The sequence below is a fragment of the Nitrospiraceae bacterium genome (assembly GCA_019637075.1).
Taxonomy (GTDB): domain Bacteria; phylum Nitrospirota; class Nitrospiria; order Nitrospirales; family Nitrospiraceae; genus JAHBWI01.
In genome coordinates, this window is record JAHBWI010000001.1 from 91,405 (window position 1) to 104,636 (window position 13,232).

At 56.5% G+C, this 13,232-nt stretch carries 9 protein-coding genes; all 9 read left to right on the forward strand.

The genetic code is table 11. From position 1 onward, the window contains the following. Window positions 1-4 precede the first annotated feature (4 nt). Complete coding sequence (locus KF814_00470) at window positions 5-964, forward strand: hypothetical protein (protein MBX3234596.1); 960 nt, start codon at window positions 5-7, stop codon at window positions 962-964. 51 nt (window positions 965-1,015) lie between these two features. Continuing rightward, on the forward strand, window positions 1,016-1,651 hold the full coding sequence (locus tag KF814_00475) for a hypothetical protein (protein MBX3234597.1): 636 nt from the start codon (window positions 1,016-1,018) through the stop codon (window positions 1,649-1,651). Continuing rightward, window positions 1,648-4,539 (forward strand): DUF1156 domain-containing protein, encoded by a 2,892-nt coding sequence (locus tag KF814_00480; protein ID MBX3234598.1) that lies wholly within the window; start codon window positions 1,648-1,650, stop codon window positions 4,537-4,539. The genes KF814_00475 and KF814_00480 overlap by 4 nt, the downstream gene beginning before the upstream one ends. A gap of 3 nt (window positions 4,540-4,542) precedes the next feature. Further along, complete coding sequence (locus KF814_00485) at window positions 4,543-5,235, forward strand: hypothetical protein (GenBank protein MBX3234599.1); 693 nt, start codon at window positions 4,543-4,545, stop codon at window positions 5,233-5,235. After that, complete coding sequence (locus KF814_00490; protein ID MBX3234600.1) at window positions 5,232-5,846, forward strand: DUF488 domain-containing protein; 615 nt, start codon at window positions 5,232-5,234, stop codon at window positions 5,844-5,846. The genes KF814_00485 and KF814_00490 overlap by 4 nt, the downstream gene beginning before the upstream one ends. Continuing rightward, window positions 5,843-6,280, forward strand: a complete 438-nt coding sequence (locus KF814_00495) for a DUF488 domain-containing protein (protein ID MBX3234601.1) — start codon at window positions 5,843-5,845, stop codon at window positions 6,278-6,280. The genes KF814_00490 and KF814_00495 overlap by 4 nt, the downstream gene beginning before the upstream one ends. Before the next feature lie 11 nt (window positions 6,281-6,291). Further along, complete coding sequence (locus KF814_00500; protein ID MBX3234602.1) at window positions 6,292-9,657, forward strand: DUF499 domain-containing protein; 3,366 nt, start codon at window positions 6,292-6,294, stop codon at window positions 9,655-9,657. A gap of 35 nt (window positions 9,658-9,692) precedes the next feature. Beyond that, on the forward strand, window positions 9,693-10,856 hold the full coding sequence (locus tag KF814_00505) for a hypothetical protein (GenBank protein ID MBX3234603.1): 1,164 nt from the start codon (window positions 9,693-9,695) through the stop codon (window positions 10,854-10,856). Window positions 10,857-11,337: 481 nt separating this feature from the next. Further along, window positions 11,338-12,726 (forward strand): GTPase HflX, encoded by a 1,389-nt coding sequence (hflX, locus tag KF814_00510; protein MBX3234604.1) that lies wholly within the window; start codon window positions 11,338-11,340, stop codon window positions 12,724-12,726. Window positions 12,727-13,232 lie beyond the last annotated feature (506 nt).

Here is a 13,232-nt window from a genome sequence, read left to right on the forward strand (position 1 = left end):
TAGCATGGAACAAATGGATTTAGAGGCAGCATTTGAAGGGAGTGCATCTCCCGCAATCTCCTGGAACGAAGAATCGGCACGCCGGGGGCTGGACGAGCTGTTCAGTCTTACTCGCCAATATAAATCCAGCAAGACATATCGAGGACTGCTGGACTTCATCGCTCGGTTCCGTTTCTATTCTCCGTTCAATGCGATGTTGATTCATGTCCAGATGGACGGCGCGAGATTCGTCGCGCCGCCACACCGTTGGTTGCAGCAGTATCGAAGGAGCATAAAGCCAGGCGGGCACCCACTAGTCATCCTGCAGCCGATGGGTCCAGTCCTGTTCGTGTTCGACGTGTCAGACACCATCCCTGAGGAGAATGCTCCACTGCTGCCACGGGAAGTCACAAACCCGTTCGAAGTCAGGGAAGGCAAGGTAAAGGTAGTAAATGAGCTTGAACTGACCATCAAGAATGCTTGCCGTGATGGAGTGGAAGTGAGCGAGAGAGTTGCAGGGTCTCAGAGTGCGGGCTTGATCAAGCCCGCCAACATGGGACGAAGCTTAGACTTCCAGATCAAAGAAAGGCCAGAGCCGGAGTTTGTGCAAATTCCACTGCGGTACGAACTCTTGTTGAACGCCAGTCACTCGGACGCAGCGAAGTACGCCACGCTCGTTCACGAACTAGGTCACCTTTATTGCGGCCATCTCGGAACGCCGGACGAAAGATGGTGGCCTGACCGGCGAGGGTTGCCCTATGACGTGGCGGAGTTTGAAGCTGAATCCATCTGCTATCTGGTTTGCACTCGGCTCGGTATCGACAATCCCTCGGATGAATACTTGGCCTGCTTTATGAAGGCCAATAAGGAGACGCTACCAATCAGTCTCGAGTGTGTAATGAAAGCCGCAGGTCTGATTGAGCAGATGGGCCGACAACGGCTCAAGCCGAGAAAAGAAAAGCAAAAGGTTGAGGCTGGTAGATAGACAGTGAGTTATCTGGAACTGGACCTCGGCTATCGCGCTGGCGGTTGAACTGTGATTAAGAGTCTTCATGTTATTAGAGCGTCGGCGAAGCGGATCGAAAAGGCTGCTCAGAGGGTAGTGAGGTCTTATCAGGCCGGCGTCATCGAACATGAGCCTACATTTACCGATCGTCTCTTAGGCGGGATCGAAGAAGCGATGGATGAGTTTTCCGTCAAGGGTGTGAGATGGAGATCCAAAACATTGACGTATCAAGGACCGCATGCTCAAGAGACGAGATACGGTGCGGACTTTATCGGCGTGCTGGACGTCAATCTTCCAGAGTATTCTGTTGTGAAAGGATTTCTTGCGCAAGCCAAGCGAGTGGAGCGAGACCAGTTTATGAATCGCCGCGACTGGGAAGACCTGAAAGAGCAGTGCGAGAAAATGCTGGCGTTATCTCCGGACTCGTTCATCTTTGTGTATTCGAAGGAAGCTATCTCGGTGGTTCCAGCTGTATCTGTCGTGGGTGCCCATACAAGGAATCTACACGACCTGTCTGCTCGAAGCATAACCCGATTTTATGAAGAGCATTTCCAATGTTTCATTGGCGACCGACGAATCTCGGCTCCAAGTATTGAAACGTTGTATAAGCTTCAGGCGCAGTTCGAAAGTCGCAAGCTACTCTATTTAGAGGCACGAGGGGAATGAAGCAGCGTAAGAAACTCATCGAAGTCGCCCTGCCGCTGGAGGCGATCAATAAAGCCTCGGCGCGGGAGAAGTCGATTCGGCACGGGCATCCGAGCACGCTCCACTTATGGTGGGCGCGGCGGCCGTTGGCGGCGGCGCGGGCGGTGATCTTTGCACAGATGGTGGATGATCCGTCGTCGTTACCGGATCTGTTTCCGACTGAGAAGAAACAGGAGAAAGAGCGGCAGCGGTTGTTCAAGATCATTGAAGACCTCGTCCAATGGGAGAACACGACCAACGAGAAGGTACTCCAGGCCGCGCGTGATGAGATTTGGCAGAGCTGGCGACGGACCTGCGCCGAAAATGCGGATCATCCACGAGCAAAGGAATTGTTCAATCGCAACAAGTTGCCGGCCTTTCACGATCCATTCGCTGGAGGCGGCGCGTTGCCGTTAGAGGCTCAACGTCTCGGGCTTGAGGCCTATGCCAGCGACCTCAATCCCGTTGCGGTGCTCATCAACAAGGCGATGATCGAGATTCCGCCGAGGTTCGCAGGCAAGCCCCCAGTAAATCCGGAATCGCGGAAGGACAAGACCCTCTTCAAGAAGGAATGGCACGGCGGTGAAGGGTTGGCGGAAGATGTCCGTTACTACGGCAGATGGATGCGTGACGAAGCCGAAAAGCGCATCGGTCACCTGTACCCCAAAATTGAAGTCACCAAAGAGATGGTCAAGGACAGACCAGATCTGAAAGCGTATGTCGGCCAGAAGCTCACCGTGATTGCCTGGATCTGGGCACGCACCGTGAAAAGCCCGAACCCAGCGTTTGCGAATATTTATGTGCCTCTTGCCTCAACGTTCATGCTCTCAACCAAGGCGGGTAAAGAAGCATATGTTGAGCCAGTGATAGAGGGCCGTGGCTACCGGTTCACGGTGAAGGTCGGCAAACCCAAGGATGCGGAAGCTGCGAGGAACGGAACCAAACTTTCGCGCGGTGCCAACTTTCGCTGCCTGATGTCGGATTCGCCCATTGCTCCTGAGCATATTTATACAGAGGCGCAGTGCGGCCGCATGGGCGCTCGTCTCATGGCAATTGTGGCGGAGGGGGATCGCGGTCGCGTCTATCTCGCTCCGACACCGGAGCATGAGGCGGCAGTACTCAGAGCCAAGCCGGAGTGGAAGCCCGATGTTGCCATGCCAGGAAACCCACGTTGGTTCTCGCCGCCTCTCTATGGCCTGAAGACCTACGGTGACCTCTTCACTTCCCGCCAACTGGTGGCGCTCACGACATTCTCAGATCTGGTGGGTCAGGCGATGCAGCAGGTCCCCCGCTATGCACTTGCAGCAGGACTCCCTGACGACAAGAAGCCACTACGCGACGGCGGCACCGGCGTGGCTGCGTATGCTGAGGCGGTAGGGGTATACCTGGGTATTGCGTTGAGCAGGCTGACCGATATCTGCAATGCACTCTGCCGCTGGGAAGTTACCAAGACGCAAGTGCGAAACCTGTTCGGACGGCAGGCTATCCCGATGCTCTGGGATTTTGCTGAGAATAACGTGTTCGGCGAGGCGGCTGGCGATTACACTGTGAGTCTAGGAAACATGGCAAAGGCACTCGAGCAGATGCCGGCGCAAGGAGACGGTGGGTCGTATCAAGACGATGCTCAGACACAATCCATTAGCAGTTCTAAGCTCGTCTCCACCGACCCGCCGTATTACGACAACATTGGTTACGCTGACCTCTCCGACTTCTTCTACGTCTGGCTGCGACGGTCGTTGCGTCCTGTGTTTCCAGATCTCTTTGGAACCATGGCCGTACCAAAAGCCGAAGAACTTGTTGCGACGCCTTATCGACATGGCAGCAAGGAGAAGGCGGAAGCCTTCTTCCTCGATGGCATGACTAAGGCCATGCATCGGCTGGCTGAGCAGGCGCATCCGTCATGGCCAGTGACCATCTACTATGCGTTCAAACAATCGGAAAGCGATGGTGATGATGGCACGACGAACACCGGCTGGGACACATTCCTTGCTGCCGTCATTGAGGCTGGTTTCGCTATCAGCGGGACATGGCCTATGCGGACGGAGTTGAGCAATCGCATGATTGGCGCCGGCACCAACGCACTCGCTTCCAGCATCGTCCTCGTCTGCCGACCACGTGTGGTAGATGCACCGATGGCCACACGTCGCGAATTTGTCAGTGTTCTGAAGACAGAATTGCCTCAGGCGCTTGCCCACCTCCAACGGGGCAACATCGCGCCGGTAGATCTTGCCCAGGCCGCCATCGGCCCAGGTATGGCCGTCTACACTCGCTATGCCAAAGTGCTTGACGCCGAGGGCAAGCCGCTCAGCGTGCGCGAGGCGTTGGCGCTGATCAATCAGACCCTCGACGAGGCACTCGCCGAGCAAGAGGGCGACTTCGACCCCGATAGCCGTTGGGCCATCACGTGGTTTGAGCAGGTAGGATTTGAGGTCGGAGAGTATGGAATGGCGGAGCAGCTTTCGAAGAGCAAGAATACCAGTGTCCAGGGGTTAAAGGACGCCGGTATTCTTGACAAGAAGTCGCCGGGCGGGAAGGTTCGCCTTCTCCGGCCCAAGGAGTTACCCAAGGACTGGGACCCAGTAAAGGATACGCGGCTCACCGAGTGGGAAATGGTGCATCACCTGATTCGTGCTCTTGAAGAAGGCGGCGAAAGTGCGGCGGCGGAATTGGTCGCTAAGCTCGGAAGCAAGGCGGAGATCGCTCGTGAGCTTGCGTACCGACTTTATACTGTCTGCGAACGGAAGAAGCGCTCAGCCGAGGCGCTGTCCTACAATGCCCTCGTGCAAAGCTGGCCGGAGATCACCAGGCTGGCGCGAGGCGAAGAAAGTACCGTGCGAGAATCCCAGACTAGTATGTACGGGCAAGAGTAGCCCATGGCGATAATCAAGCGCATTGTCTGTCTCGCGAACTCTCGGAAACTGCATGGACGCTGTATAGCTGGGCGAGAACTTGTTGGTGGAAAACCAGTGGGTTGGATTCGTCCGGTCAGTGACCGGGAACGTGAAGAGGTATCGGAGTATGAACGGCAATACGAAGACGGGAGCGATCCCATCCTCCTGGACGTGATTGAGGTTCCTTTGGCTGAACCTCGGCCGAAAGGCTATCAACAGGAAAACTGGCTGCTCGATCCGGCTCAGTATTGGGTCAAGATGGGAAGATTTGCCTGGAATGACCTAACCCATCTGGCCGATACGAGAGGACCGCTCTGGCTGAATGTCCATCACACCTATAATGGATTGAACGATGAGATCCCGCTTGAGCAAGCACAAGCCATTCGGAGTTCTCTCAAGCTCATACATGTTGACGGTGTGGAGTTACATGTCTTTAGGACGGGTGGCGTGTTCGGGAATCCAAAGCGTCGGGTCCAGGCTCGATTTCAGTTTGCCGGGGATGACTACAGGCTTTGGGTCACAGACCCAGTCATCGAGCGAGACTACCTTGCGCAGGGAGATGGAGTGTATACCTTGAAGTACTGCTATCTGACTATTAGCCTTGGAGAACCCTATAATGGCAACTGCTACAAACTGGTCGCTGCGGTGATACAGAAAGGCTTCGGCACATCGTGATACCTCCAGTCTTCACCATCGGCCACTCAACGCATGATATCGACAGATTCATTGCGCTCTTGCATCGACACGAGATTGCCCTTGTGGCGGATGTGCGATCTGTGCCCTATAGCCGGATGCAGCCACAGTTCAATCGAGAGTCACTCATCAAGGCGTTGAAGAACTGGGGAATCGAGTATGTGTTTTTAGGCGCTGAGTTGGGGGCTCGAAGCAGTGACAAGGCATGTTACGAGAAGGGACAGGTGCAATATCATCGTCTTGCCCAGACCTCAGCGTTTCATCGGGGTATCGAACGGCTACAGACCGAAAGTGGAAGGCGGAGGGTTGCTCTGATGTGTGCTGAACGCGAACCGCTCGAGTGCCATCGAACGGTGCTGGTCAGCCGTGAGTTACAGGCGGCGGGCCTCCCCGTCATGCATATCCATGCCGATGGGCATCTTGAATCTCATGAGGAAGTCATCCACCGCCTCATGCGTCTCTTGAATATGCCCGAAGGAGATTTATTCCGAACGCAAGATGACTTGATGGAAGAGGCCTACAGGAAACAGGAGGCCCGAATTGCGTATGTGGACGAGTTTCTGGCACGGGAATCTGAGAAGGCCTCTCCATGAATCTCTTTACGATCGGTTTCACTAAGAAGAGCGCGGAGACGTTCTTTGAAACGTTGCGAAGAAGCGGGGCGAAGCGCGTCGTCGACGTGCGGCTCAATAACGTGTCGCAGTTGGCGGGATTTGCCAAGAAGCAGGATCTCATCTACTTCCTCAAGCATATTTGCGGAATGGAGTATGTCCACCTCCCGGATCTTGCTCCGACACAAGAGATGCTGGATGACTACAAGAAAAGTCACGGGACGTGGGACGCATATGCGCAGAGATTTCTCGCTCTCATGCAGCAGCGACGCATCGAGGAAAAGGTCTCCAAAGACACGCTGGTAGACGGTTGCCTTCTCTGCAGCGAAGAAAAGCCACATCATTGCCACCGCCGTCTTGTTGCCGAATATCTTCGGCAGCATTGGGGCGACATCGACATCAAGCATCTAGGATAAGTGAACAAGTTATGGCCATTACGAACCACGAACGTGTCGGTAAAGCGCTGGATCTGCTCAAAGATGGGCTGCAACCCTTCGTTGAGCGTGAGATGAAGGCACAGCATGCTCAACTGTGGTTTGAGCAGGTCAAGGCCTCGGTGCGAGAGACGCAACCGAATCTATTTGGGACGGAAGACAAACCCCGTTGGGACGTCGCTGCACTTCTGGCGGTGATGTGGAACCAATGGCAACTCGTCTTTCGCAACACGCTCGGGCAGGCTGAACGATCGATCGTGAGCGAGTTGCGTGAAGTACGCAACAAGTGGGCTCATCAGAACCCATTTTCAGGCGACGATGCCTACCGCGCACTTGATTCTGTGTCTCGATTGTTGACCGCCGTCACTGCACCTCAGGCCGATGACGTCGAGAAGATGAAAATGGAACTCTTACGAGTTCGGTTCGATGAGCAGGTGCGGACCGAAAAACGTAAGAGTGTTGGGACTGCCATCGAAAGCCAGGCCACAGGTGGGCTGACGCCGTGGCGTGAGGTCGTCAATCCGCACAAGGATGTCGCGAGCGGACGCTATCAACAGGCGGAATTCGCGGCCGATCTCTGGCAGGTGCATATCGGCGAAGGGTCAGATGAGTACCGGAAGCCCGTGGAGTTTTTCCGCCGGACTTATCTCACCGAGAGTTTGAAGAAACTGCTCGTCGGCGCGGCGCAACGACTGGCCGGTACCGGTGGCGACCCGGTGGTGCAGCTCCAGACGAATTTCGGCGGCGGGAAGACGCACTCGATGCTGGCGCTCTACCATCTGGTCTCGGGGACTCCGCCCAGCGAATTGTTGGGTGTCGATGCAGTCATTCAAGCGGCCGGTGTCGCGAAGTTGCCGGCCGTGAAGCGCGTCGTGTTGGTGGGGAATCGCATCTCGCCGGGTAATCCGGTCGTGAAATCCGATGGCACAGTGGTTCGAACGTTGTGGGGGGAACTTGCCTGGCAACTGGGGTTTGCAGCGGGCGGAGTGAAGGAAGCCAAGAAGGCGTACAAGCGGGTGCAGGCCGACGATGAGAAGGCAACTAGCCCTGGCGACGTGTTGCGAGAGCTGTTCAAAGACTACGGTCCCTGTCTGATTCTGATCGACGAGTGGGTGGCCTATGCTCGACAGCTTCACGACCAAAGCGATCTACCAGCGGGCGGCTTCGAGACACAATTCACGTTCGCTCAGGTCCTCACCGAATCCGCGAAGCTCGCGAAGAATTGCTTGCTGGTGATCAGTTTGCCTGCTTCCGATACCACGGCATCTCCACATACCCAGGTGGATGATGTGGAGGTGGGTGGGCAGCGTGGGCGCGAGGCGTTGAATCGGCTGCAAAATGTAGTTGGCCGAGTCGAGTCTTCCTGGCGGCCGGCAAGTGCGGAGGAGGGATTCGAAATTGTTCGCCGACGCCTCTTCGAACCGCTCGTCGAAAAGAGTCAGTATGTGACGCGTGATACGGTCGCGAAGGCCTTCTTCGATTTGTATGCCACCCAGGCAGCGGAGTTTCCGCCCGAGTGCCGAGAGTCGGATTACGAAAAGCGCCTCAAGGCCGCGTATCCCATCCATCCAGAGATCTTCGACCGGCTCTATACGGATTGGTCCACGTTGGTGAAGTTCCAGCGGACGCGCGGCGTGCTGCGTCTGATGGCTTCGGTGATCCATAGTCTCTGGGAAAAGGGGGACCGGAATCCCCTGATTCTGCCTTCCAATATTCCGATTGACGATCCGCGCGTTCAGTTCGAATTGACGCGCTATCTGTCCGACAACTGGGTGCCGGTGATCGAGAAGGATGTGGACGGCCCGAGTGCCTTGCCGCTTCGCCTGGATAGTGACGTGCCCAACCTGGGGAAGTATGCGGCTGGCCGCCGTGTGGCGCGGACGATTTATCTGGGGTCTGCCCCGACTGCCGCGGCGGCGAATCGCGGCATTGAAGATCGTCGCGTGAAGCTGGGTTGTGTGATGCCGGGCGAGTCACCCAACATCTTTGGCGATGCGTTGCGACGGTTGAGCAGCGCGGCGACCTATCTGTACCAGGATGGCGCCCGCTACTGGTATTCGACGCAGCCGACAGTCACGAAACTGGCCGAGGATCGGGCCGAGCAGCTCAAGCGCAATTCTGACAAGGTGACGCAGGAACTGGACCGGCGGCTTCGTGACGATCTTCGCAAGACCGGAGACTTCGGCCGTGTGCATCCCATGCCTGAGTCTGGCCAGGATGTGTCCGATGATCTCGACGCCAGGCTCGTGGTTTTGAGCGTCGATCATCCCTACAGCAAGCAGTCGGGAAACCCAGCCGAGGTGGCTGCCAAAGCCATCCTCGATTCGCGGGGGAATACTCCACGGCTCTTCCGCAACACCCTTGTTTTTCTTGCGGCTGACCAGGTTCGGCTTCAAGACTTGAATGAAGCCGTGCGGCGCTATCTCGCCTGGGACGCCATTCTCACAGAGAAAGTGTCGCTGAATCTTGACCCTCATCAGGTCAAACAGGCTGAAACTCAATTAGCCGCAGCCGATGGTGTCGTGTCGGCACGTATCCCAGAAACCTATCAATGGTTGCTGGTACCAGGGCAAGCCAACCCGCAAGCGCCTGTCGAATGGCAGATGATTCGCCTTGCCGGTTCCGACCCACTTGCCGTCCGAGCCAGCAAGAAGTTGGGGAAGGATGGGCTTCTGAATATCTATGGTCCGACCGTGCTGCGTCTTGAAATGGATCGAGTTCCTCTCTGGCGCGGGAAGAACCATGTTCCTGTCAGACAGTTGGTCGAAGATTTCGCCCGGTATCTCTACTTGCCTAGATTGCGAGGCCCTGAGGTGTTGCTGGAAGCGATTCGCAGTGGGCTCGGCCTTCTCTTGTGGCATCAAGAGTCATTTGCCTATGCCGATAGCTTCGATGATGCTGCCTCTCGCTATCGCGGTTTACGTTGCGGGCAACCAGTTCTGATCACGAGCACCGATCCGGGCCTGCTCGTTCGTCCCGAGGTGGCGGTACAGCAGCAGGAGGCTGAGGCTAAGACGGCTCCTGTCAAGACAGGACAGTCTGAAGCAGAAACCGGCGGTGGACCGAACACGGGAGAGACAGGAACCGTCAAAGGCGCTACTCCGACGCCCAAAGGTTCACGCGCGCCAAAACGCTTTCACGGGAGCGTTGGCCTTGATCAGACTCGTGTGGGGCGCGATGCTGGACGGATTGCCGACGAAGTGATCTCGCATCTGGTCGGCCTGATGGGCTCCAATGTGAAAGTGACATTAGACATTGAGGCTGAGATTCCGAACGGCGCGCCGGACAATGTCGTGCGTACGGTCACCGAGAACAGCCGAACGTTGAAGTTCACCAGCCAGGGATTTGAAGAAGAATAGCTGATAGGCTGCTCGAGTCGAAACTGCCCCCAATCATGAAGAACATCTTCTTGATCTATATTCCACCGGGCAATACTGAAGCCATTGTTCATTATGAAGAGACCATCCGGCAAAAAGTCATGGCGGAAAGTATCTATCGACATGTGGACGCAGGATTACGATCCCGGCTCTCACGTATTTTCGGACCACGCCCAATCGCCGTGTGGGGTTCACGAGATAGCAGTGCGAATCGAGCCAAGTTCGAACGGATGGTCCCGGGTGATGACATTCTGATCATCGAGGGAGCAACGATCAAACTTTTGGGCAAGGTTGCTGCGGTCACGGTGAATCCAGAGTTGTCTAAGGAACTGTGGAAAAACCTTCGCCCTGGGGAAAGCGACAGCTGGAGCCTTATCTACTTCATCGCTAATCCGCAGGAGATCGACATTCCCTTTGTCGAGTTTTGCCGGCTTATTGGCTATGCCAGTGAGTACCAGCTCCGCGGCCTGACGTTGGTCAGTCAGGAGAAGCTGGCAGAATTTTATGACCGGTATGATGATTTGTATTCTGTGCTTATGTTGCGGAAACGGCAGGAGCCGATCTACGAACTGTCCAAAGGTGAATCACTGGATCGCCAAGCGATCGGGGAGGGAAGTCGGCCGCCTCTATTTCCTCGCCATGAAGACATCGATGCGGATATGCCGCCGGAGGCGGTATCTGACCATGTGAGAATGCAGTGGAAACTTGCCAACCTCGGTGTAAAAGCTAGCAGTCGCGTGTGGGTGCCTCCATCTGACCAGGCAAAAATCAGACGGGCTTATGAATTCAATGAGTTTGAGCCAGATTTTGCCGCAGGGCTGGATACACAGGTCAAGTATGTCGAGAATATCGATGTCGTATGGAAGGAAGAGTTCCGGATCGACGCGGCATTCGAAATCGAGAACACGACTTCAATTTACTCCGGACTCTTACGCTTCGCCGATTTGACCCTGGTTGCTCCCAACACCACGTACCCGCTCTTCATTGTCGCTCCGCAAGATAAGAAAGCTCGGCTCATTGAGCAATTACGACGACCGGCGTTCAGGAAATTTCAATTGGAGCGAAAAGTGCGCTACCTCTCGTATGAAGCAGTGGACGAAGTTGATCGGTTTTTTGAACGCAGCACGAAAGGTCTGAGCGTCGACGTGATTACGGGGCGATCAGAGTCGATTCCGCTCTAGGAACAAATGACGCCAGGAATCATTTCATAGAACGGAGAACTAACTGTCAGCAACCCTTTGCCTCTAAGGCCCCCCATGAACCGCCACGAGCTTGAACAGAAGTTGCCGACGATGACGCGGGCATAGCTCATCGGCGCCCTGAAGACCTGCCTCGACATGATCGAGGGCTGGAAACCGACCTGACGGCCGGGGCGCGGAAGCTGGAAGAGATGTCGGCGCTGGTCAGAAAACTCTCCAAAGATTAACCGGATTCTCGGGACCATTCTGTTATCCGATCAGCAACGCCTCCGGCCCACGAAGAAGCTGACCCGCCCGCAACGGCCTCTGCCTGACCTGTTCTCTCTCCGAAGCATCCATCCAGGGTTGTCCCGGTGATGATGGCCGGAGTCTTCGAGAAGTCCTGCGACCGGAGTAGGCCTTCAACCAACATTCCCTGTTACAATGGCACCCTCACAAAGATGTGATTCAGGAAAGGCCTGCGATGTCGAAGCCCTCACAACCGAATGCCGTGCTTGTGGCGATCCGCACCCCCCGCGTGACGGTGGAAGAGCTGGACAGTTCACTGCAGGAGCTCACCCGTCTGGTGAAGACCCTCGGGTACCACGTCGTGGGCCGTGTGACGCAAAAGCGTGGTTCCGATCGATATGCATCGATCCTAGGCCAGGGCAAACTCACCGAATTGGCGCAATGGACCGGGGGATCCGGGAAAATCGAGTCGGTATTTGGCCGGCAGAAGGACCAAGCGGCTTCGAAGCAGGAGGCGGCGGATTCGGACGTCCCGGAAGAGTCTGGCGACGACGAATCGGATGACGGCATCGAGGCTGCCCCTGGCCCTCGCGAAGAGGCGCAGATCGTCATCGTGGACTGTGACCTGTCGCCGTCCCAATTGAAAAATCTTGAACGGGCCGCCGGTGTGCCGGTGCTCGATCGTACCGGGGTCATCATTGAGATATTCAGCCGGCACGCGCGAACCAGAGCGGCCCGGCTGCAGGTGGAGATTGCGCGGCTCAATTATCTCGCGCCACGGTTGCGGGAAACCGGCGGTGGCAGCGAGCGGCAAGGCGGGGGAGTCGGCGGCAAGGGGGCCGGGGAGACGAGTCTGGAGCTGGATAAGCGCAGGATTCGCGATCGCCTGAAAGAACTCCGGACGGAATTGGCGGCGATCGGGGACGAGCATCAGACGCGCCGCGCCAGACGGGAACACGAACTGACGGTCGCGCTCGTGGGGTACACCAATGCCGGGAAATCCTCGCTCATGCGGGCGATGACAGGCAGCGAGGTACTGGTGGCCGACAAGCTGTTCGCCACGCTCGATACCACGATCCGGCCCTTGTATCCTGAAACGCGTCCCAAAGTGCTCATGTCCGATACGGTGGGATTCATCAACAAGCTCCCGCATGACCTGGTGGCGTCGTTCAAGTCGACCCTTGATGAAGCGGCCGCTGCCTCGCTCTTGCTGTTCGTCGTGGATGCCTCGGATCCGTCCTTTCGATCCCAACTCGAGGTCACGAGGACGGTGTTGGCCGAAGTCGGCGCCACGGATGTGCCCAGCCTGTTGGTGTTGAACAAACGGGATCGTCTCGGGCCGGAGGAGCTGGCGGCACTGAAGGCGGAGTATCCCGACGCCATTGTGCTGTCCACGAGAAGCAAGGACGGTCTGCAGGCGCTCCGTGAGCGCATCATGGGGTACTTTGAGAGCGATATGCTCGACGAGGAATTACGGATTCCGTTTACGGCTCAGGGGGTCGTTGCGGAGATCCGCGCCCGAATGCGCATCCTGTCGGAAGCGTATGATGCCGAGGGGCTCACGGTACGGGTGCGATCGACCCCTGAGAATCTGACGGCTATCAAAAGAAGGCTCGCGCGATGAGGCCAGGCTCTCAGGGAGCCCGGCGGTGGGGGTAGGAAACGGGTGGGTTGGGGAAGGGAATTTACGGTCGGTAAAAGCGCCGAAGGCGGAGATGATCGTATAAGATATTGAATATACAGGAAATATCTTTTCTGATTTCTCAAAACGATCGTGGTAAGATCCGTCCGCTGCTTTCTTCTAGCCAAGGCGCTCCGCCTGGCCTAGGGGAGATCGGGGAGGTGATGTGGCCGTCACCTCCCCGTTTTTTTTTGCCCAGAACCCCCTTACCTCCGCACCCAGTTCTCCGGTCTCCATGACCAACGCGCTTGAGACCTCCACCCTCGGCTCTTGACCCGAGACCATCCGTACTGAACCGGAGGGACCGGTGGACCGGACCCCGGTCGGGTTGTCGGGAGCGAACTCGGTACCGAGAGGCGCCCAATTATGTGTCGTGAATGAACCGAGAAACGATCGCAAGGGGGAAAGACAGGGGAGGGGAACGAATGGGGAGGGAGCGGGTGGCCTAC